18 protein-coding genes and 1 other annotated feature are annotated in these 22,342 nt (G+C 36.0%); all 18 genes read left to right on the forward strand.

Translation table 11 applies throughout. The features are described from left to right. Positions 1–207 precede the first annotated feature (207 nt). Complete coding sequence (carB, locus tag ACZ446_RS05955; RefSeq protein WP_464394198.1) at positions 208–3,411, forward strand: carbamoyl-phosphate synthase large subunit; 3,204 nt, start codon at positions 208–210, stop codon at positions 3,409–3,411. A gap of 181 nt (positions 3,412–3,592) precedes the next feature. Next, positions 3,593–3,763 (forward strand): helix-turn-helix domain-containing protein, encoded by a 171-nt coding sequence (locus tag ACZ446_RS05960; protein ID WP_464394199.1) that lies wholly within the window; start codon positions 3,593–3,595, stop codon positions 3,761–3,763. A 44-nt stretch (positions 3,764–3,807) separates the two neighbouring features. Then, complete coding sequence (locus ACZ446_RS05965; protein ID WP_464394200.1) at positions 3,808–4,308, forward strand: hypothetical protein; 501 nt, start codon at positions 3,808–3,810, stop codon at positions 4,306–4,308. Between the two features lie 97 nt (positions 4,309–4,405). Beyond that, on the forward strand, positions 4,406–4,846 hold the full coding sequence (locus ACZ446_RS05970) for a deoxycytidylate deaminase (protein WP_464394201.1): 441 nt from the start codon (positions 4,406–4,408) through the stop codon (positions 4,844–4,846). 53 nt (positions 4,847–4,899) lie between these two features. Continuing rightward, positions 4,900–5,925: a branched-chain amino acid aminotransferase gene (locus ACZ446_RS05975; protein WP_464394202.1), complete on the forward strand. Its 1,026-nt coding sequence runs from the start codon at positions 4,900–4,902 to the stop codon at positions 5,923–5,925. A gap of 94 nt (positions 5,926–6,019) precedes the next feature. Then, positions 6,020–6,790 carry a sulfite exporter TauE/SafE family protein gene (locus ACZ446_RS05980; RefSeq protein WP_464394203.1) on the forward strand — a complete coding sequence of 257 codons (771 nt, stop codon included), beginning with the start codon at positions 6,020–6,022 and terminating at the stop codon, positions 6,788–6,790. A gap of 55 nt (positions 6,791–6,845) precedes the next feature. Beyond that, positions 6,846–7,029 (forward strand) — a binding site (T-box leader). 48 nt (positions 7,030–7,077) lie between these two features. Further along, entirely contained in the window at positions 7,078–8,508 is a 1,431-nt protein-coding gene (nhaC, locus tag ACZ446_RS05985; RefSeq protein ID WP_464394204.1) for a Na+/H+ antiporter NhaC, read from the forward strand. Next, positions 8,501–9,382: an MBL fold metallo-hydrolase gene (locus tag ACZ446_RS05990; protein ID WP_464394205.1), complete on the forward strand. Its 882-nt coding sequence runs from the start codon at positions 8,501–8,503 to the stop codon at positions 9,380–9,382. The genes nhaC and ACZ446_RS05990 overlap by 8 nt, the downstream gene beginning before the upstream one ends. Before the next feature lie 149 nt (positions 9,383–9,531). Next, entirely contained in the window at positions 9,532–10,035 is a 504-nt protein-coding gene (locus ACZ446_RS05995; protein WP_464394206.1) for a phosphatidylglycerophosphatase A family protein, read from the forward strand. A 45-nt stretch (positions 10,036–10,080) separates the two neighbouring features. Beyond that, positions 10,081–11,022 (forward strand): 1-phosphofructokinase family hexose kinase, encoded by a 942-nt coding sequence (locus ACZ446_RS06000; protein WP_464394207.1) that lies wholly within the window; start codon positions 10,081–10,083, stop codon positions 11,020–11,022. Between the two features lie 83 nt (positions 11,023–11,105). Then, the gene (locus tag ACZ446_RS06005) at positions 11,106–12,065 is read left to right on the forward strand and encodes a carbon-nitrogen hydrolase family protein (protein ID WP_464394208.1); all 960 of its coding nucleotides are present in this window, start codon (positions 11,106–11,108) and stop codon (positions 12,063–12,065) included. A 23-nt stretch (positions 12,066–12,088) separates the two neighbouring features. Beyond that, positions 12,089–13,933, forward strand: a complete 1,845-nt coding sequence (locus tag ACZ446_RS06010; protein WP_464394209.1) for a GGDEF domain-containing protein — start codon at positions 12,089–12,091, stop codon at positions 13,931–13,933. A 180-nt stretch (positions 13,934–14,113) separates the two neighbouring features. Next, entirely contained in the window at positions 14,114–15,739 is a 1,626-nt protein-coding gene (locus tag ACZ446_RS06015; protein ID WP_464394210.1) for a sensor domain-containing diguanylate cyclase, read from the forward strand. 119 nt (positions 15,740–15,858) lie between these two features. Continuing rightward, positions 15,859–18,186, forward strand: coding sequence for an FtsX-like permease family protein (locus tag ACZ446_RS06020; RefSeq protein WP_464394211.1), 2,328 nt, complete (start codon positions 15,859–15,861; stop codon positions 18,184–18,186). 60 nt (positions 18,187–18,246) lie between these two features. Beyond that, a complete protein-coding gene (locus tag ACZ446_RS06025; RefSeq protein ID WP_464394212.1) occupies positions 18,247–19,008 on the forward strand; it encodes an ABC transporter ATP-binding protein in 762 nt (253 codons plus the stop codon). A gap of 49 nt (positions 19,009–19,057) precedes the next feature. Next, on the forward strand, positions 19,058–19,744 hold the full coding sequence (locus ACZ446_RS06030; protein WP_464394213.1) for a response regulator transcription factor: 687 nt from the start codon (positions 19,058–19,060) through the stop codon (positions 19,742–19,744). Then, positions 19,744–21,039 (forward strand): sensor histidine kinase, encoded by a 1,296-nt coding sequence (locus ACZ446_RS06035; RefSeq protein WP_464394214.1) that lies wholly within the window; start codon positions 19,744–19,746, stop codon positions 21,037–21,039. Before ACZ446_RS06030 ends, ACZ446_RS06035 begins: the two co-directional genes overlap by 1 nt. A 21-nt stretch (positions 21,040–21,060) precedes the next feature. Then, a complete protein-coding gene (locus tag ACZ446_RS06040) occupies positions 21,061–22,323 on the forward strand; it encodes an MFS transporter (protein WP_464394215.1) in 1,263 nt (420 codons plus the stop codon). Positions 22,324–22,342 lie beyond the last annotated feature (19 nt).

Genomic DNA, 22,342 nt, shown 5'->3' on the forward strand with positions numbered 1-22,342 from the left:
TTTTAATTCCTCCTTATAAAATTATGATCTTATGAAATTATTTTGTTATATTTTTCACATGAATAAATTATACCATAAAAATTTAAATTTGCAAATTTTTTTGTTACAATCAAGATATATTAATAAAACATTTATTTTCAGGCAGGAAAATGAAGTTTAATCTAAAATGTATATACAAGGCAAAAGAATTTGAGGAGGAGTGAATTAATGCCCAAAAGAAAAGATTTAAATAAGATTTTGATTATTGGTTCTGGACCGATAGTAATTGGACAGGCCTGTGAGTTTGATTATTCTGGAACTCAGGCCTGTAAAGCGTTGATGGAAGAAGATTATGAAATTGTTCTTGTTAATTCAAATCCGGCAACAATTATGACAGATCCCGAAATAGCGGATAGAACTTATATTGAGCCGCTGACAGCAGAGAGTATTGAGCGCATTATAAAAAAGGAAAAACCAGATGCACTGCTTTCCAATTTAGGTGGTCAGACAGCACTTAATTTAGCTTCAGAACTTTATGAAACAGGAGTGTTAGAAAAATATGGAGTAGAGATTATTGGAATTCAGCCCGAAGCAATTGAGCGGGGAGAAGACCGAATTTTATTCAAAGAAGAAATGGAAAAGCTGGGAGTGCCAATGCCCAGGAGTTTACCTGCATATGATGTAGAAGAGGCGGTAAAAATAGCCAAAGATATGGGCTTTCCAGTAGTTGTTAGACCCGCTTACACTATGGGAGGTAGTGGTGGAGGTTTAGTCTACAACTTAGAAGAGCTGAAAAATGTTGCAGAAAATGGAATAGCAGCCAGCATGATCGATCAGATTTTAATCGAAGAAGCAGTTTTAGGCTGGCAGGAATTGGAGCTTGAACTGGTCAGAGATGAAAATGAAAATAAGATATCAATCTGCTTTATAGAAAATGTTGACCCAATGGGAGTACATACAGGTGACAGCTTCTGTGTTGCACCAATGCTGACTATCGATGAAGATGTACAGCAGCGAATTGAAGAACACAGTTATAAAATTGCAGATGCAATTGGAGTTATCGGTGGTGCTAACTTCCAGTTTGCTTACAATCGCGAAGAAGACAGGCTGGTAATTATAGAGATGAACCCCAGAACCTCACGCTCATCTGCTCTGGCTTCAAAAGCAACAGGTTTTCCAATTGCCAGAATTTCAACCAAATTGTCAGTTGGAATTACCTTAGATGAACTGCCATATTATAATGGGGACAATCTTTCCGAATATGAACCCGGTGGAGATTATGTAGTGGTTAAATATGCCCGCTGGTCTTTTGAAAAATTCCCGGGAGCTGAAGATAAGCTGGGAACTCAGATGAAGGCAGTAGGTGAGGCGATGAGTATCGGTAAAACTTATGCCGAAGCCGCTCAGAAAGCAATCCGTTCTCTAGAAATTGGTAGGTCAGGCTTTGGGAATGTAGAAGAGTTCCAGGCACTGGAAAAAGAAGAAATTTTAGACCGCTTGAGAACTCCTTCCAGCGAAAGACATTTTTTAATTTATGAGGCTCTGAAAAAAGGCGCTGCAGTCTCAGAAATAGAAGAAATCACCTTTATTTCTACCTGGTTTTTAGATGAAATGAAAAAACTGGTGGATTTAGAAAATAAGCTGCTTAAATATAAGGGCAAGCGCCTGCCAGCAGATATTTTAGTTGAAGCAAAGGAAAAAGGATTTTCTGATAAATATCTGGCAGAAATTTTAAGCCATAATGAACAACAGCTGCGTAAAGCAAGGAAGTATGCAGTTAAAAATGATAACTTTGATTTAGTCAAAGTTAGTGGAGCTGAGGGAGAGTACTATTATTCATCCTATAATTTAGCTGAAGAAAAGATCCCAAGTTCAGACTCCAAAAAAGTAATGATTTTAGGTGGAGGTCCCAATAGAATTGGTCAGGGAATAGAATTTGACTATGCCTGTGTACATGCATCCTTTACCCTGGATGATTTGGGCTATGATTCAGTAATGGTCAACTGTAACCCGGAAACAGTTTCGACAGATTACGACATTTCCTCAAAATTATATTTTGAACCGCTGACAGCTGAGGATGTTTTAAGAATCTACGAAAAAGAAAAACCTGAGGGAGTAATTGTCCAGTTTGGAGGGCAGACTCCACTTAATATTGCAGAGGAGTTAGAAAAGGCTGGAGTTAATATTTTAGGAACCTCACCTGCCAGTATTGACTTTGCTGAAAATAGAGAAGAATTTAGAAGGTTGATGAATGAACTGGAAATTCCACAGCCGAAAAGTGATATCGCAAGATCTGCTGCAGAAGCACATCAAATTGCAGCAGAAATTGGCTATCCGCTGATGCTCAGACCGTCTTATGTCCTTGGAGGTCGAGGCATGGAGATTGTCTATGATCAAAAAAGTTTAGAGAACTATCTGGAATCACAGGTAGCAGAAGTTTCAGCTGAGCATCCGGTTTTAATCGATAAGTTTTTAGAAGATGCCTTAGAAGCAGAAGTTGATGCACTAACAGATGGCGAAGATACCTTTGTAGCTGCAGTAATGGAGCATATTGAAGAAGCTGGAATCCATTCTGGTGACAGTGCCTGTGCCATCCCATCTCTGGAGATAACAGATGAACAGCTTAAAACAATCAAGGACTATACTGCTAAAATTGCTTCAGCCCTTGATGTTGTTGGCCTAATGAATATCCAGTTTGCCATCTATGAGGGTAAAGTCTATATTATTGAAGCCAACCCCAGAGCTTCCAGAACAGTTCCGCTTGTCAGCAAGGTGACAGGGATTAACATGGCCCAACTGGCAACTAGATTGATGCTAGGAGAATCTCTCGCTTCACTTGATTTAAAGGAAAAAGAAATTCCTTATACAGGAGTTAAAGAAGCGGTATTCCCCTTTGACAAGTTTGAGAATATTGATGCTGTTTTAGGCCCAGAAATGAAGGCGACCGGAGAGGTAATGGGAATTGCCAGTACCTATGCTCAGGCATTCTACAAAGCTCAGACTGCTGCCGGATTGGAGCTGCCAACTTCAGGTAAGGTTCTAATTACGGTTAATGATAAAGACAAAGAAAAAATTGTAGATACAGCCCAGAAATTAAAAGAACTTGGTTTCGAAATCCTGGCAACTGAGGGAACAGGTCAATACCTGGCTCAGCAGGGAGTAGAAAATAAGCTGATTAACAAGCTGGGTCACGGCCGTCCCAATATCGTTGATGCTATTAAAAATGGCGAAATTCAGCTGATAATCAATACCCCAATTGGTAAGGAAGGAATAGAAAATGACAGCTATATCCGTTCAGCTGCTATAAAATATAAGATACCATATATTACAACTACAAATGCTGCTCGAGCCAGTGCAGCAGGTATTGAAGCTGAAATTAATAATGACTATGAGCTGAGAGCAATCCAGGATTATCACAAATTATTAAAATAAACACAGGATCCCCGGTGGGTATTTAAGCCCATTTGGGGATTTTTTTAATGTGACAGCTGATGATCTGATGATTAATTCGATCAATATTCAAAATAGGTCAAAGCATATTCAAAAGGGGTTCAAAGTTGAAATAGGCTGAAAAATGTGCTACAATAAGATTACACAGAAAGGAGAGATTTAGATGAAGGTTTATACAACAGATGAGGTAGCTGATATGCTAAAAATCTCTCGGGGGTCTGTCTTGAAGCTGATTAATAAAAAGGAGTTGAAGGCCAAAAAAGTTGCTAGAAAGTGGAGAATTACTGAAAATCACCTGCAGGATTTTTTTAGTGAGGTTGACAATTTAAAATAATTTTCTCAACCGGTGTTAAGAGCACAGGAAAGGATTGGGTAAAGATGATTTCCTTAAATGCTGCCAGAAGTTTGGTTGAAGAAGTAATTGACAGGGATTTACCGGTGATCTACATGGATTTAACTTTACAGGAATGGACAAGAAAAGGTGTAATTTCTCGAATTAAAGTTGAATCAGGAGCAGCATTATATCCTGATATAGTAGCTGCTGAAATTATAACAGCCCTCAGTTTGCGGGGGAAGTACAGTTTAGAAGAAATTGCCGCAGCCAGGAGATGTCTGGAACTGGAGGGCAGCCAGCCATATCAGATTAACGAGGAAGAAATAATTAGATTTATAAACTGCAGCAAACTGCTGGTCGATAAAAAATTGGTTACTAAACTTTCTTTAAAAAATATAGAATCACTTGAAAAAATAAAAGAATTGATTGATGATTTAGTAAAAGAAAAACAGCATCTAGAAGTAGTTGGAGATTATTTAAGTGAGTTTTTAAGAGCAGACAGAGAGTTGAGAACTGTGAAGAAAAATAAAGATTATGTTTCTTAAAATTTAAATGGCCAAAAAAATGGCCTTATTTTTTTGCATAAATAGCTCAAAAAATGTTATGATAATAATAATAAATTTTATATTGGGAGTGATTAATTTGGATCGGCCTGACTGGGATGAATATTTTATGGAAATGGCAGAACTGGCTGCCAAAAGAGCAAGCTGCCTCAGACGCAGTGTAGGAGCAGTTTTAGTCAGAGATAAAAAAGTCTTAGCAACTGGCTATAATGGAGCTCCAAAAGACATAACTCACTGTGAAGTCACAGGCTGTTTGCGTGAAGAAATGAGGGTTCCAAGTGGTGAGAGACATGAAATCTGCAGAGGAGTTCATGCTGAACAAAATTTAGTTGCCCAGGCTGCACTCCATGGTGTCAAAACAGAGGGATCTACAGTTTACTGTACCCATCAGCCCTGTATAATCTGTACTAAAATTTTAATTAATGCCGGTATAAAAAAAATAATTTTTAAAAATGCTTATTCAGATCAATTTGCAGAGAAGTTACTAGAAGAGTCTAAAATTGAGCTGATTGAGTATTAGTTTATAAAGTTTTAAATTAGTTTATAAAATAAAAAGTAGGGAGTAGATAGCAGATGACTAAGAAAAATTTAGATTGGGAAAACATAGGATTTCAGTATCATGAAACTGATAAGAGGTACATAGCAAATTATGAGGACGGCAGCTGGAGTGAGGGACAGTTAATTTCTGATCCAAATATAGTAATTAATGAGAGTGCAGGAATTATGCAGTACTGTCAGCAGGTCTTCGAAGGTTTAAAAGCCTATACAGCTAAAGACGGCAGCATAGTTACTTTTAGGCCTGATTTAAATGCAGAGCGAATGGTTCAATCAGCCCGTGGTTTAAAGATTCCAGCATTTCCAGAAGAAAGATTTTTAGAAGCTGTTGATCAGGTTGTAGAGGCCAATCAGGACTGGGTACCGCCTTATGGGACCGGGGCTTCTCTTTATTTACGCCCTTATATCTTTGCTACAACCCCTGTAATTGGGATTAAGCCGGCTAAAGAATATCAGTTTAGACTTTATTCAACTCCAGTAGGACCTTATTTTAAGGGAGGAGCAAAGCCAATAACTTTAACTGTTAGTGAATATGATAGAGCAGCTCCCAGGGGGACAGGTCATTTAAAGGCTGGATTAAACTATGCTATGAGTTTGAAGACAACAGTTAAGGCTCATGAAGATGGTTTTGACGAGAATCTATTTTTAGATGCAGCTACCCGCAGTTATATTGAAGAGAGTGGGGGCGCTAATATCATCTTAATTACAGATGATAAAAAGCTGGTAACTCCAAAATCTAATTCGATTTTACCTTCAATTACCAAAAGATCAATTATTTATCTGGCTGAAAATTACTTAGATTTAGAAGTAATAGAAAGAAAGGTTAAATTTGAGGAGTTGGAAAATTTTGTAGAAGCTGGTCTCTGTGGAACAGCAGCAGTTATTTCACCAATCGGGAAAATTGTGAATGGTGAGCAGGAAATAGAATTTTCTAACGGAATGAATAAGGTAGGTCCAACTATTAAAAAGTTATATGAGACTTTGACTAAAATGCAGCTTGGAGTAATGGATGCTCCTGAAGGCTGGATTAGAAAGATTAAATAAAAAGTAGAGATCAAAGTTATTATTTAACTGTCAGCAAACTCTTATTTGTTTATAATGTTTATAAATTATAAATAAATAGGAGTTGTTTTATTTTATGCTTGAAATTTTAGTTTTATTAATCGCTGGTTTTGGAGCTGGAATTGTAACCGGTCTGGTCGGTGCTTCAGCTGTGGTAATTGTGACCCCGTTTTTAGTGATCTTTTTAGGTTATGATCCTTATTCAGCTATTGGTATCAGCCTGGCCACTGATGTTATTGCTTCTTCAGTTTCGGCCTATACATATAAAAAACACGGCAACATCAATATAAAGGGTGGACTTTTGATAGCTATTTCTGCAGTTACCGCTGCTGTTTTGGGCAGCTGGCTGTCTGGAGGTATGAATTCCGCTGCCTTAGGTGGTTTAACCGGGGTTATAATCTTCTTAACAGGAATTTCCTTTAGAAGAAAGCCAATAAACCAACGGGTAGAGGAGTTTAAAGATAAATTTGATCTTAAGTTCTTTCGTGAAAGAGAAAAACTGGCTTCAGTAATCTTTGGGACACTCATTGGTTTAATGACAGGTGTTTTTGGTGCCGGTGGTGGAGTAATGATCTTAATGGTTTTAACCTTTGTCTTAGATTACAAAACTCATATTGCAATTGGAACTTCTGTTCTGATTATGACTTTTACCGCTCTTTTTGGTTCTGCAAGTCACTTTATTGTTGAACAGCATATTCCATATTTAGAATTATTTTTAAGTGGTTCAGCTGCTTTTATTGGTGCTTTAACAGCTGCTGGATTTGCCAATGGCGCCTCCGAAAGAAAGCTGTCTAAAGCAATTGGTACTGCATTTATTTTTCTTGGCTTAATTGTTATTTTAAATTAAATCTTGACAATGACTAAAATCATAAGATATAATTTTATTAATAAAATTATATTAGATAAAAACAATGATGAGGATCCAGTAAGCCTGCCGGCTGAATTACACCTCTGAGTTTCAGACTGAATTTAAGTAAGTTTTGACGTCAACCCACGTTATAGGGTGAGGAAGTGATTGCTTCCAAAAGAGTGAATCTGTTTTACAGATTAATTCAGGTGGTACCGCGAGTATAAGTCGTCCTGTTAAAGGGGCGGCTTTTTTTGATTTTATTAAAAAAATTAGGAGGAATAGGAATGAGTAATGAGAAGAAGAGCAGTGATATTTCTTTTGTAGTAGCTTTAATACCGGTTTTAGTACTTTTATTAACCGGAGCTTTATCTGTTTTTGTCTGGAAGATTGGAATGCTGATTCCTCTTTTGAGCGGCAGTACCGCAGCTGCCTTAGTGGGAGTCTATTATAAAAAGAGCTGGGATCAATTAGAAAGCGGGTTGAAAAATGGGGTGGCCCAGGCTCTGCAGCCAATTTTCATCTTAATCATTGTCGGTTCAATAATCGGCAGCTGGATTTTAAGTGGAATTATTCCATCTTTAATCTACTACGGACTAAAGATAATTAACCCTTCAGTTTTTCTGCCTTTAGCAGCTTTAATAACAGCAGTTGTTTCAACAAGTACAGGGACGTCTTTTACCTCAATTGCAACTGTAGGTATAGCCTTGATGGCTGTTGGTAATGGGATGGGTTTTCCAGCTGCAATTACAGCTGCAGCAGTAATTTCCGGTGCCTTTTTTGGAGATAAAATATCTCCTTTATCTGACACAACAAATATTGCCCCTGCAATCGCAGAATGTGATCTTTTTGAACATATTAATCACATGTTTTGGGATACAATTCCTGCTTTTTTAATTTCCTTAGTAATTTATTATTTTTTAGGGATCAATCAGATGACCGAAATCACTTCTGGTATAGGAGAAATCAGCAGTTTAATGACCGGATTGGAGAGTGTTTTTAATATTACTCCACTGCTTTTACTAGTTCCCCTGCTGACAATTATCCTGGCAGTTAAAAAAATACCAGCTATTCCAGCTTTGATTTCTGTTTCTTTAGTTGGCGGTTTATTTGCAGTAATTTTTCAGGGTTCATCACTGCAGCAGGTTTTTTCAGCTTTGAGTTTTGGTTATCAAGGAAGTACAGGTCAGCAGATGCTGGACAGCCTTTTAAATAGGGGAGGCATAGCTTCAATGGGAGGAACAATAATTTTGCTGATTCTGGCAACAGCCCTTGGCGGAATCATGAGAGAAGTAGGAATCTTAGATGCAATTTTAAATAAGTTTATTTCTCTAATCAAAAATGAAAAACAGCTTGGAATGACCGCAATTATTTCAACCTTTTTAATTGGATTCAGCACCGGAGCTCAAATTCTAGCCATAATCATTCCGGGCAGTTTGTTTAAAGAAAGCTACAAAAAATTTGGTCTGCATACTAAAAACTTAAGCAGGACAGTCGAAGCGGCAGGTACTGTTGGAATTACCTTAGTTCCCTGGAGTGTCCCGGCGATATTTGCAGCAAATATGCTGGAGGTTGAAGCAGCTGCCTTTATACCCTATCTCTTTTTCCCTATTTTAGTAATTTTAATTAATGTAGTTTACAGCCTGACAGGTTTTAGTATTGCAGAAGCAGATGCAGACACAGATAATGAAATGAAGAGGAGTGAAATGATTGGCTAATTTAACAAAGATCAAGGTGCTGGGTACAGCTCAGGATGCAGGTCATCCGCAGTTGAACTGCAGCTGTGAGCACTGCCAGCAGGCTAGAAAAGATAAGTCACTTGCTCTGCTGCAGAGTTCTATTGCAGCAGCTGATTTAAAAGCAAAAAAGACATTCATTTTTGATGCCACACCAGCTTTTTCAGAGCAGCTGGATTTATTAAACGAATTTGCAGCAGCAGAAAACATGGAAGCTGAGCATCTAAGCGGTATTTTCCTAACACATGCTCATTTGGGACATTATACAGGTTTAATGTATCTCGGCAAAGAAGCTCTAAACACCTCGGATTTTCCGGTATATTTGAGCCAGAAGATGCTTGATTTTTTAAAGAGCAATGCTCCCTGGTCAGATATAGTTGAAAACAATCTGAAACCAATAGTCTTTAAATTTGAAGAAGAATATCAGCTGACTGAAAATATTTCCTTTAAAGCAGTAGAAGTTGAACACCGCAATGAACATGCAGACACTGCAGGTTTTATAGTCAAGGCTAAAGATCAGAGCTTTTTCTACCTGCCTGACTTTGACAGCTGGTCCTCTTTTGCAGATCGATTCATAAAAATCTTAAAAGAAGTTGATTATGCCTTTATAGACGGTACTTTTTTTGATAGAAAAGAATTAGGAGAGATGAGGGGCAGAGAGCTCAGCCAGGTTCCACATCCTCCAATTCTAGAGAGTATGGAGCTGTTAGCTGATTTAGATGCAGCAGAGAAGCAAAAAATTTACTTTACCCATTTTAATCATACCAACCGCATCTTTGATCAGGATGGGATAAAGAAAAAACTAATCGAGAAAAATGGATTTAATATTTTAGAGTCAGGAAAAGAATTTAAATGAATCGTCTTAAAAGTTCTTCTCAAAGTGGGAAGGACTTTTTTTAATTGAGTTTCTGTTGTCAGCAGTAATTTAAAACTGTATAATGGTTTTAAGAGGAAATTAGTAAAAATTTTCTTAATAGATAAAATTAATTAATGAGGAGTGTTAGGATGAATGAGTCGATGCAGGAGTTATACGATAAATCAGTAGAAATTTTAAATGATCGAGGAGTTACAATTGAGGACATTGCAGAGCTCGTTAAAAAACTGCAGGAGCCATATAATCCGGAGATTGAACTTGGTGAATGTATTGAAAATGTAAATCATGTTTTGAAAAAGAGAGAGGTAGCTCATGCAATTTTAACCGGTGTTGCAATTGATGAACTGGCTGAAAAGAAAATGCTGCCGGAGCCTATTCAGAGCATCATTGATCGAGATGAAGGTCTCTACGGGATTGATGAGATTCTACCGCTTTCGATTGTAAACCTTTATGGGACAATTGGTTTGACCAGTTATGGCTATTTAGATAAGGCAAAATCAGGAATAATTAAGGATTTAGACACCAAAAAGGATGGAAAGGTTAATACTTTTTTGGATGATTTAGTTGCTGCAGTTGCTTCAGCAGCAGCCAGCCGTTATGCCCATGGTGAGGGTAGTGAAGAAGAAACTGATTAAATATTGTTCTGCACTTTTAAGACATAGTAGAGGAAAGGAGTTAAGATGAAAACAATAGCGACCTTTACTTTAAATCCGACTATTGACAAGAGTTCCAGTGTTGACCATGTTAAAGCAGAAGACAAACTTTACTGTGACCAGCCAACTTTTGAACCTGGTGGAGGTGGAATTAATGTCTCCCGGGCCATCAAAAAGTTGGGAGGAGAGTCTCTACTTATTTATACTTCAGGTGGCTTTACCGGTAAAAAACTGGATAAACTTCTGGCAGAAGAAAATTTAAATAAAAAAGCGGTTGAAATTGAAGCAGAAAGCAGAGAAAATTTAATTATCAGTGAAAAAGCTTCAAATCTGCAGTACAGGTTTGGGATGCCCGGCCCCCAAATTACTGATCAGGAATATGATGAAATTTTTAAAGTTATAGCTGAGCTTGATCCCTTTCCTGATTATTTTGTGATCAGCGGCAGTATTCCAAAGGGTGTCAGTAATGATATTTATGCAGAAATGGCAGCTCTGGCAAAAAAGAAAAAGGCAGAGGTTATTGTTGATGTCTCAGGGCCGCCTTTAAAAGCAGTAATAAAAGAGGGAGTATATTTAATCAAACCAAATCTGGGAGAATTTCAGGAACTGGTCGGTAGAGAATTACAGGATGAGGCTGAGATCAAAGAAGAAGCTTTAAAATTTATTAAAGATCAAAGCTGTCAGGCAATAGTAATTTCGATTGGAGCTGGAGGTGCACTTTTAGTACACCAAAACAAGGCAGAGTTTAAGCGTCCACCAACAGTTCCTATTAGAAGTAAGGTAGGAGCAGGTGACAGTATGGTTGCTGGTTTAGTCTTAAGCTTAGCCAGAGGTGATAGTTTAGAAAATTCATTTCACTATGGCTTAGCTGCTGGTTCAGCAGCGGTAATGACTCCTGGAACTGAACTCTGCACTAAAGAAGATACAGACAGACTTTTTAAAAAAATGATTGCAGATAATAAGTTTTAATTTCTGCTTAACTATTATTCAATTTTATAATCAGATTAATTAAAAAATAAAAGTAGATGAAAGAAATTTTAAGGAGGATTCTAATGACTGAAACTAATCAAGAAAAGGTACGAGTGGCCGTTGTCCAGGCGGCACCAGTAATTATGGACAAAGAGGCTACCCTGGAAAAAGTAATAACTTTGACTGAAAAAGCTGCTGCAGATGGAGCTGAGATTGTTGTATTCCCAGAAGCTTATATTCCTGCTTATCCAAGAGGATTAGGTTTTAAGACAAAGGTAGGAAGTCGATCTCCCGAGGGGAAAGAAGACTGGCTGCGCTACTGGAAAAATTCAGTTCAGGTACCCGGTCAAACTACAGCCAAATTAGCAGAATTGGCCAGAGAAAATAATATTTATTTAGTGATCGGAGTAATAGAAAAAGAAGGTACAGTTAAAGGTACACTTTACTGTACAGTCCTGTACTTCAGTCCAGAAGGGGAAATGCTGGGTAAACACCAAAAGTTAAAGCCAACCGGATCCGAACGGTATATCTGGGGTGAAGGAGATGGCAGTACTCTAACTGCTGTAGATACACCTTACGGTAAATTAGGTGGGCTGATCTGCTGGGAAAACTATATGCCCTTAGCTAGAGCTGCTATGTATGCCAAAGGGACCAAAATCTATGTAGCTCCAACCGCTGATTCCAGGGAAGAATGGCAGTCAACAATTAGGCATATTGCTCTAGAAGGAAGATGTTTTGTCTTAAGCTGTAATCAATTTGTTACTAAGGAGATGTATCCAAAAGATTTAGCCTGCTATGAAGAATTAGAAAGTTCACCTGATTTAATGTGCAGAGGTGGAAGTGCCATAATTGCTCCCAACGGTGATTACATAGCAGGCCCGGTATATGATAGGGAAGAAATCTTAATGGCAGATTTAGACCTGGATTTAATAGAAAAAAGCAAATTTGACTTTGATGTTAATGGTCATTATTCTCGACCAGATGTTTTTCAGTTGATTGTAAATGAAAAGAAACAGGAAAGTGTTAGCTGGGAAAAAGAGTAAAGATGTTATAGGGGGTTATCAATTTGCAAACAGAGACATTTTTAAGTGAAGAGCAAAAATTTAATAAAATTATGATTCATAATGATTCCTCAAAACCAAAAATAAATGATAATTTGTTAAATAAATGGCAGAGCCTAATAAATACTATAACAGGTCTTTTTGGGATATCCGCTTCTTTAATTATGAAAACAAATCAAGATTCAGTAGAAGTTTTTTTAAAAAATCAAAATAAAGATAACCTTTATGAAGTTGGCGTTTATGATTTTTTAGCTCATGCATTATATTGTCAAACAGTAACCTCCCATAACAAAGCTCTTTATATTAAAAATGTCTTAGAGGAAGTGAAATTGAAAGATGACCCAAATGTTGATTTAAATATGATTTCATATTATGGTTTACCTCTTAATTGGCCAGATAAAAAAACTTTTGGTACAATCTGCATTCTTGATAAAAAAAATAGGGACTTAGATCAAAATTCAAAAAAATTGCTGAAAGAATTTAGAAATGTGATTGAAGACGATTTAAGACAGTTAGATATTCAGGAAAAATTGAATAAAAACTATGATAAAATTTCTGCACAAAAAGATAAATTAAAGCGGGTTATTGATAGTATAGATGCTGGAACCTGGGAATGGAATGTACAGACAGGAGAAATTATTTGTAACAAAAAATATGAAGAAATGTTAGGTTATGAATCAAAAGAATTTAAGCCAATTACTTTTGAAAAATGGAAAGAGTTGACTCATCCTGAAGATTTAAAAAAAGCAGAAAAAATTTTAAAAAAGCATTTTAATAATGAAATTGATAAATATGATTTAAATCTTAGGATGAAACATAAAAAGGGATGCTGGATCTGGATGAATGCTCGTGGAAGATTAATTTCATGGACAGATAGTGGTGAACCTTATAAAATGTATGGTGTTCATATTGATATTTCGAAACAGAAAAAGTATGAGCAGATCATAAAAAAACTGCATAAAATTTCTATTGAGTTCCAAAAACTTGAGAGTGAAAAAGAAATCTGCCAGCAAACTATTGAATCAGCCAAAGAAATACTGGAGTTTGACTTATCTGATCTCAGCTTAGTTAAGAACAACCAATTTGTTTCAGCAGCAGTTTCTGGAGGATTAAAGGCAGAAATTCTGCCTTTAGACCACGGAATTATGGGGAAAGCATTTAAGAATAATAAAAGTTATATGAGTTTAGATACAGAAAAAGATCCTGATGCAAAACCAACTGACGAAGAATACAGATCTGCAATAGTTGTACCGATCAAAAATAAGGGTGTTTTTCTGGCAATTTCTACTAAAAAAAATGGATTTAACCAAAAAGATTTAGAACTTGCAGAGATTCTTATTGCAAGCACTAAAGCAGCTTTAGATAAACTTAGCTATCAAAAGGAGCTAAAATACAAATCTTTTTATGACAGTCTAACAAACATTAACAATAGACGTTTTTTTGAAGAAGAACTGGAAAGATTAGATACCAAAAGACAGCTGCCGATTAGTATTATAATGGCCGATCTTAATGGCTTAAAGCTAGTCAATGACAGTTATGGACATCACAAAGGTGATCAATTATTAAAAAGAGCGGCAATAATTTTAAAAAATTCGATTCGAAGTAAAGATTTTGTTGCCCGTCTTGGGGGAGATGAATTTGCTGTTTTGCTTCCTAAAACTAACCGTGAACAATTAAGCAAGATAGTAAAGAGAATTAAGTATAGTATAGACCTGGCAAATATCCAAACAGATATACCAATTTCTATTGCTTTAGGTTCAGCAACCAAGGAAAGCACAGCAACACCTATAACTAAGGTTCTAAAAAAAGCAGATGATAAGATGTATCAAAATAAATTATCTAAAAAGTAGGTAAACCCTTCTCATTTTGAGGAGGGTTTTTTAACTTATACACCCGTTCGCGACATAAGGCTGTCACTCCCCAATGATATATTTAAACTAATAAATAAAATAAGTAAAAAATATACAGGAATAGTTATATTTATATAGAATATAAACATTATAAGTATTAAAAAGATTTGGAGGGAGTTTATGGACACAAATATTGGTTTTGAAAAAAGTCTAATAAATAATTTATCTATTGGTATAGCAGTAACAAACCAGCAGGGAAATATTTTGTTCACTAATAAAGCTATCAGAAAACTGACTGGCTACACTAAAAAAGAAGTTAGAACATTGAATGAGTGGTTTGAAAAAGCTTATCCCGATCCAGCAATTAGAGAAAAAGCAGTGAAATCCTTTGAGTATGATCTAGAGCATGAAATTTCTGATCGAACTTATAAAATAACTACTGCCAGAGGTAATTATAAATATTTTAACTTTCGCTATTCTAAATTATCTGCAGACAAAATGCTCTATGAGATTATAGATATTACAGACCGGATCAAGCAGCAGCAGAAGTTAGAAAACCAAAAGGTAATTTTCGAAAATCTTTTTACTAACTCACTGGAAGCAATTTTGCTGCTGGATGAAAATCTGAAAGTCCTTGATGTTAATAAAAAGTTTGAAAAAATATTTGAGCTTTCTAAAAAAGATGTTTTAAATAAGTATGCTCTGGATGCAGTTAATCTGGCTGAAGATATTAAGAATATAAAAAAAGAGATGAGTATGGTTTTAGACGGCAAAGAATGGGAAAATGAAGTGAGATTTAAAGTTAACGGTAAAATTAAATACTGTAATGTACATATTTTTTCAGTAAAAACAGAAAAAGAAAAGCAATTAACTTATATTGCTATTGATGATATTACAAAGAGTAAGAGCCAGGCAAAAGAACTGCGGGAACTCAAAGAAAGATTGGAACTGGCAGTTGATGGAGCAAATATTGGTATCTGGGACTGGAATTTTAAAGAAGATTTTGTTCATTACAATGAAAACTGGGCCCAGATGCTGGGTTATGATATATCTGAATTAAATAATGATCGTGATACCTGGCTTGATTTAGTCCACCCTGATGATAAAGAAAAAGCTTTAAATGATATAAGAGAACATCTGAAGGGTAAGACAGAAAAATACTTTAACGAACATCGACTAAAAACTAAATCAGGAAGATGGAAGTGGATTCGAGATATCGGCAGGGTAACAGAGCGGGATGAATCAGGCAAAGCCCTCAGAATGGTGGGAGCCCATATTGATATTGACCAGGAAAAGCGGGACAGAAAGGAAATAGAATATCTATCAAATCATGATGAATTAACAGGCCTTTACAATAGGAGATATTTTGACGAAGAAATCAAACGGCTGTATAATTCTCGCCAGTACCCAATCAGCATTATTGTTGGAGATTTGAATAACTTAAAAGGAATTAATGATAATCACGGTCATGCTCTGGGGGATAAATACTTAAAATTAACAGCAGAGGCAATTAAAAATAGTGTTAGAGCTGAAGACCTTGCAGCAAGAGTTGGTGGAGATGAGTTTGCAGTTATTCTGCCTGAAGCTGACAGTGATGCTGCAGAAGCACTAGTTGAAAGAATTTTAAATAATATTGAGCAAAAAAATAGCACACACGAGCTGCCAAAGCCGCTGAGTATTGCCCTGGGTTTTGAAACCGCAGACTGTAATAACCGCAGCAGAAGTTATGAAAATCTAATAAAATGTTACCACCAGGCCGATCTAAAAATGTATGAGCAGAAATTTAACGTTAATAATTTTGGCTGATAACTATTATGAGCTCTTCTCATTAATTTGGGAAGAGTTTTATTTTTTTTAAAAGTTAAGGATTTCTTAATATTTATCGTGTTATACTTCTGGTATCAGGTTAAACAGGGGTGAGATTAATGATCTATAAAATAATTAAAAATGATCTTTTAAAGAAAAAGATGATTATGGGAGCAGTTTTTATCTTTATTATGCTTTCTGCTCTGCTGATTGCTGGTGGCTCAAGAATGCTGATTGACTTAAGTAATTCTATTGCAGCTTTATTTGAAAAATCTTCTTCAGCCCATTTTATTCAGATGCATGCTGGAGAAATCAGACAGGATGAGATATTAAGATGGAGTCAGGAAAATGAGAAGGTTAAAAACGAGCAGATAGCTGAGATGATAAATATTGATGGTTCTAAAATATTTTTTCAAAATGGAGTTTCTCAAAGTGATACAGTTATGGATTTAAGTTTTGTTAAACAGAATCAGGAATTTGACTATCTGCTTAACTTAAATAACCAGAAAATAAAGGTGAACGAGGGAGAAATTGCAGTTCCAATTTATTATCTGCAGCGGCTTGATTTGAAAAAGGGAGACAGCTTAAAGATAACTGATGGTCAAAGGAATTTCAACTTTGAAATCACCGCTTTTGTCAGAGATGTGCAGATGAATCCCTCAATAATAAGCTCCAAGCGTTTTGTTGTTAGTGCTTCTGATTTTGAAAAGTTAAGAACTGTGGGAGAAATTGAATATCAGCTTGCCTTCCAGCTTAATGATTTAAATCAGCTGCCTGAGTTTAGAGATGATTACAGCCGCAGTGGACTTCCCAAAAGGGGTCCGACAATCGACATTGAGCTTTTAAAAATCACAAATGCGCTGACTGATGGTCTAATCGCAGCAGTAATAATCTTGATCAGCCTATTATTAAATTTAATTGCCCTCTTATGCCTCCGCTTTATTATTCTTTTGACACTCGAAGAAGACTATAGAGAAATCGGAGTTATGAAGGCAATTGGCATTAAAAGTAGAGAGATTAAAAAGATCTATTTCTATAAATACTTTTTGATAGCTGTGACAGCTTCAATTTTTGGCTACCTTCTTTCTTTGTTTTTTAATAGAATTTTTGCTAAAAATATTGTTCTCTATAGTGGAAGAGCACCAGAAAGCTTTGTTCAAATTTTGATTCCGATGCTGACAGCTTTAATGGTGGCTCTATTTGTAATAATATTTTCACTTATAATTCTTAGAAGATTTAAAAATATATCAGCAGTAGAAGCTATAAGAATGGGTAATCGAGGTGACTTAAATTTAAACAGCAGCAGACTTTCTCTCTTTAAAAGTAAGTATTTAAACAGCAGTATTTTTTTAGGAATTAGAGATGTTATTTTAAGATACAGGTTATATGCAGTTTTATTTATAGTTTTTATTTTAAGCACATTTATTATTATAGTCCCGGTTAATTTTTTAAACACTATTCAGTCTGAAGATTTTATCAGCTACATGGGAGTTGGCAGAAGTGACATTATAATTGATATCAGGCAGTCAGAAGACATTAAAAAACGCTTTAAGGAGATAGTTAATCATCTTGAAAATGACGCTGAGGTCGAGAAGTTTTCGCCATATATAACTTCACAGTATGAAATAATAAATGAGGATGGGATGGCCGAAAATTTAATGGTTGAAACCGGTGATTTTTCAATTTTTAATCTTGACTATCTAGATGGTGGAGCGCCAATGCTGGAAAATGAAATAGCTCTCTCTTATCTAAGTGCAGATCAGCTGGGTAAAAAGGTTGGCGAAAAAATAGGGATGATTATTAACGGAAAGCAGCGGCAGATGCTGATTACAGGAATCTATCAGGATATTACTGATGGCGGCAAAACCGCTAAAGCTAATATAGAAGCTGATTTAAGCAGTGCTGCCTGGTATACAATCAATTTAGATATAAGTGGTGATCGAGCTAAGAAAATTGCAGAATATAAGCAGAATTTCGAAGACCTTAAAATAACAGATCCAGAGGAATATTTTCAGCAGACATTTCAAAATACAATTGACCAGCTCAAGCTTTTGACTTTTAGCTCACTGCTGATTGTAATTTTAATAACAGTTTTAATTACCTCGCTTTTTATCAAAGTTCTTTCTGCTAAAGATAGATCTCAGATAGCAATTAAAAAAGCCTTGGGTATTTCTTTGAAAAAAATTAAATTAGAGTATATTACTAAAGCACTATTTGTTTTAAATTTAGGTATAATCCTGGGCACTGTAACTGCAAATACTCTGGGAGAGAAAATTCTCAGTGCTGCTTTAGCAATTATTGGTGCGGCTGAAATCAATTTTAAAATTAGTGTTCTACAGGCATATATTCTGATACCACTCTTTTTAATTTTGATTGTTAGTTTGACCGTATTTTGGAGTCTGAAATCAATCAACGAATTTAGTGTAGCTGATATTAATCTGGAGTGAAAATAAATCTGTAGTAAAAACAGAACTAATTTAAGTTCAGAAAATACAGGAGGAATAAAAATGGAAAATATACTGGAAGCTAAAAATCTTTCTAAAAGTTATCTGCTTGACCGCAGACAGCTGCATGTGCTGAAAAATCTGAGCCTTAAAGTAAAAAGAGGAGAGTTCCTGGCTGTTATGGGACCCTCCGGATCTGGCAAAAGCACTCTGCTTTATAATATAAGTGGGATGGATAAAATGACAGCTGGTGAGGTTATTTTTGCAGGAGAAAAATTGAGCCAGCTTAATCAAGCTCAGCTGGCTGAAATAAGATTAAAAAAGATGGGATTTGTCTTTCAGCAGATCAATTTGCTGAAAAACTTAGGGATTCTGGATAATATAATTATCTCTGCCTACATGGCGGCAGAAGAAAAAAGAGAAGCTGTCAAAAATAGAGCTTATGAGCTGATGAAAAAGACTGGGATTATTGAGCTGGCAGAAAATGAGATCACTCAGGTATCAGGAGGACAGCTGCAGCGGGCAGCAATCTGCCGGGCCTTAATTAATCAGCCCCAGATTCTTTTTGCAGATGAGCCCACAGGTGCTTTGAATTCAAGTGCTGCCGAAGATGTAATGAATGTCCTTCAGCAAATTAATCAGGAAGGGACAACAATTATGATGGTTACTCATGACATTAAGGTGGCAGCCCAGAGTGAAAGAATTTTATATATGATTGACGGGAATATCGAAGGGGAGTATAATTTAGGCAAGTTCAGTCAAAATTCTGATTTAAAGGAAAGAGAAAGTTCTTTGTCAAGGTGGCTTTTAAATATGGGGTTTTAAGAAAGAGATTAAAGATTATTCAAAAGTAGAAGCTGAGGGAGTGGTTTTTGTGGAGCAGATATTAATGGTTGAAGACGAAAAGGAGCTAGCCCAGGTTACTAAAGATTACTTTGGCAGCCGCGGTTATTTGCTAAAAGTTATCAATGATGGACAGCAGGCACTGGAATATCTAAGCGTAAATTTAGATTCGGTTAAATTATTGATTCTAGATATTATGCTGCCTGGAGTTGATGGACTAACTATTTGTGAGAAAGTCAGGCAGCAGTCTAATATACCAATTATAATTCTCAGTGCCCGCACAGGTGAGGAAGCAAGAATAACTGGAATCGAACTTGGCGCTGATGACTATCTGGAAAAACCCTATTCTGTTAAAGAGCTATTTGTCAGGGTTAAATCACAGCTGAGAAGAGCTTATGAGCTGCAGCTTAAGTTAAATAAAATAACAGCAGCCAATATTGTGCTTGATATTGCAGCCAGACAGCTGTATCTTGATGATCAGCCTGTAAACCTGGCAGTTAAGGAATTCGAATTATTGAAAATTCTTATCCAGAATAAAAATCGAGTCATCCACAAGGAAAAGCTTTTTAATCAGGTCTGGGGAATAGACAGTGAAAGTGATTATTCAACTTTAACAGTTCATATCAATAAATTGCGAGAAAAAATTGAAAAAAACCCCAAAAAACCTAAACTGATTAAAACAGTCTGGGGTATTGGCTACAGATTTGAGGGAGAATAATGAAGAAAATTATAAGCATCAGCCTTATTTTATGGATTTTATCTCTGATTTTTCTATATTTTATCCTTCTACCTCAGGCAGAAGAGAACCAGAATTATCTGGTGAATGTTAATAGAGTGCAGAACTGGCTTGAAAATAATCAATTTGAAAATCTGGATGAGAGCTTTGACCTTTCAAACTTTAACTCAGAAGAGCTTGGAGCTATCAATGCTGTAGATGTTATCGACTTAAAAATTTTGGACTCTGATAAAACCTCAGATTTCTTTAGAGCTGCTGAGCTAAATAATTATCGCTATCTTTACAGGTATGCAGCTTCTGATCAGTATTTAGTCAGATACCAGCTGAATTTGAACCAAAATTATTCCTACAAAAATTTTATTTATTCTGGCTTACTTCTTACCTTAATTTTTATTATTTTTCTAAGCTTCTACTATAAGACAGAAAAGGAAATACTGACTCCACTTAAAAATGCTTCCGAACTCCCGGAGAAGCTGGCTTTAGGACAGATTAAATCACTTGAGCTCAGCTCAAAAAACAAATATTTAAAAAAGCTCAGCTGGGGACTTGACATGCTGCAGGAGAAGCTGCAGGCAGAAAAGGAAAATAATTATCGTCTTGAAAAAGAACACAAAACTATGGTGGCCGGTCTTTCTCACGACATTAGAACTCCACTCAGCACTATAAAAAACTATGCAATAGCCCTTGCAGAAGGAGTTTATACTAAACCAGAAGAGATAGAAAAAGCCTTAGAGATTATAATTTCAAAAACGGATGAGATAGAAAAATTGAGCCGTAAATTGATTAGATCTGCTGAAAAAGAGGTAGAATTAGGCAGCTTTGAATCTGAAAATCAGGAACTTTACTTAAATGAGATCCACAATAAGCTGCTGAATATTATTTCAGAAAAAACAGATAGACTGCCGATTAAGTTTGAAGCAGAAAGGCCGCCAGAGAATCTGCTTTTAAAGGCAGATATTAATTTGCTCGATCAGCTATTTAATAATATTGTGGATAATGCGCTCAAATATGGCGACTTAAAAAAACTAAGTTTAACTTATAAAACTGAAGACTATTATCAGCTGCTGGAACTGGAAAATACAGGACCTCAAATTCCTGCCAAAGAGTTAAAACATATTTTCAACAGCTATTATCGGGGTTCAAATGTTGAGTCTGAATCAGGTTTTGGGCTGGGACTTTATATTTCAAAAAAAATTATGTCCAGCTTAGAGGGCGATATTTATGCTCAAAATACTGATCAAGGTGTTAAAATTGTGCTTGTCTTTAAAATGGCCTAAATAATAATGGAGATGAACTAATTGAAAAATAAGAAACTTTTTAATAAAAATTTTACTCTTGTGATTTTGGGACAGCTGATTTCAATTTTTGCCAACTCAATTTTACGTTTTGCCCTGCCGCTTTCCATTCTTGACCAGACAGGTTCCACAGCAGTCTTTGGAACAATTCTGGCTGCAGCAGCAGTTCCTCCAATAATCTTTTCACCTTTTGGCGGAATTCTGGCAGATAGGTGTAACCGCAGAAATATTATGGTTGGACTAGATTTTTTAACAGCGATAATCATTGGGTTATTTGCCTTTTTAATTGTTCGGGAATCAGCAGTAATAGTTATTACAATTTTGATGATATTCTTTGCAGTAATTCAGTCTTTTTATCAGCCGGCTGTGCAGGCAAGTATCCCGATTATTGTTTCTGAACCCAGGCTGGAGCAGGCAAATGGAATAGTAAGCCTGGTTAATGCAATTTCCAGTCTGATGGGACCGGTGGCAGCTGGAATTTTATATTCATTTTATTCTATTCAAAATCTAATGTCTGCAGCTGTCATCTTTTTTGTTCTGGCTGCAGTAATGGAGTTATTTATCTATATAAAATTTGAAAAGGAAAAAAGAAGCCAGGGTATCTTTAAGCTTATTAGTTCTGATTTGAGCTTAAGTTTAAAATTTATCAGCCAGGACAACCCACTTCTACTAAAAGTAATGTTTATTACTGCTTCGATGAATCTTTTTTTAACCTCAATGCTTCTGGTAGGACTGCCTGCAATGATCAGAATATCCCTGGGACTCAGCAGTCAGCTTTATGGTCTGGCTGAAGGTTCAGTGGCAGCTGGAATGATAGCAGGTGCTCTGGCTGCAGGTTCTTTTGGGAAAAAGCTAGGAGCAAAAGATTCTTATAAGTTTCTTGCCGCCGCAGCCTTTGGGCTGCTCCCGATTGCAGCTGTATTTTCTTTCAATTTAGCTCCAATGCTGATATATTATGTTATTTTAATCAGTTCTTTTACTATGGCTGCAGCAGTAACTGTTTTTACAGTAATAATGATGTCCTTTATTCAGCGGCAGACCCCAGATCACTTAATCGGAAAAGTAATCTCATATATTCTAGTTATTAGCCAGTGCACATTACCTTTTGGGCAGGCCATTTATGGTTATATATTTGACCATTTTATTTATTCTATTAATTTAATTGTTTTGGTAACAGCCATTTTTAGTATTTTGACAGCTTTTTATTCTAAAAATACTTTTTCTCAATTTGTTGAACCAAAATTTGCAGCTGTTTACGAAAGTTGAATTGCTTTTTAATTCAATA

It is taken from the genome of Halanaerobium sehlinense (assembly GCF_055379485.1).

Bases quoted from the DNA above. Each gene is read 5' to 3' on its own strand.
- ACZ446_RS05960 (WP_464394199.1), top strand. From the start codon at position 3,593: ATGAAGGTTTATACAACAGATGAGGTAGCTGATATGCTAAAAATCTCT.
- ACZ446_RS06005 (WP_464394208.1), top strand. From the start codon at position 11,106: ATGACTGAAACTAATCAAGAAAAGGTACGAGTGGCCGTTGTCCAGGCG.
- ACZ446_RS06025 (WP_464394212.1), top strand. From the start codon at position 18,247: ATGGAAAATATACTGGAAGCTAAAAATCTTTCTAAAAGTTATCTGCTT.
- ACZ446_RS05965 (WP_464394200.1), top strand. From the start codon at position 3,808: ATGATTTCCTTAAATGCTGCCAGAAGTTTGGTTGAAGAAGTAATTGAC.
- ACZ446_RS06020 (WP_464394211.1), top strand. From the start codon at position 15,859: ATGATCTATAAAATAATTAAAAATGATCTTTTAAAGAAAAAGATGATT.
- nhaC (WP_464394204.1), top strand. From the start codon at position 7,078: ATGAGTAATGAGAAGAAGAGCAGTGATATTTCTTTTGTAGTAGCTTTA.
- carB (WP_464394198.1), top strand. From the start codon at position 208: ATGCCCAAAAGAAAAGATTTAAATAAGATTTTGATTATTGGTTCTGGA.
- ACZ446_RS05995 (WP_464394206.1), top strand. From the start codon at position 9,532: ATGAATGAGTCGATGCAGGAGTTATACGATAAATCAGTAGAAATTTTA.
- ACZ446_RS05980 (WP_464394203.1), top strand. From the start codon at position 6,020: ATGCTTGAAATTTTAGTTTTATTAATCGCTGGTTTTGGAGCTGGAATT.
- ACZ446_RS06000 (WP_464394207.1), top strand. From the start codon at position 10,081: ATGAAAACAATAGCGACCTTTACTTTAAATCCGACTATTGACAAGAGT.
- ACZ446_RS06035 (WP_464394214.1), top strand. From the start codon at position 19,744: ATGAAGAAAATTATAAGCATCAGCCTTATTTTATGGATTTTATCTCTG.
- ACZ446_RS05975 (WP_464394202.1), top strand. From the start codon at position 4,900: ATGACTAAGAAAAATTTAGATTGGGAAAACATAGGATTTCAGTATCAT.
- ACZ446_RS06015 (WP_464394210.1), top strand. From the start codon at position 14,114: ATGGACACAAATATTGGTTTTGAAAAAAGTCTAATAAATAATTTATCT.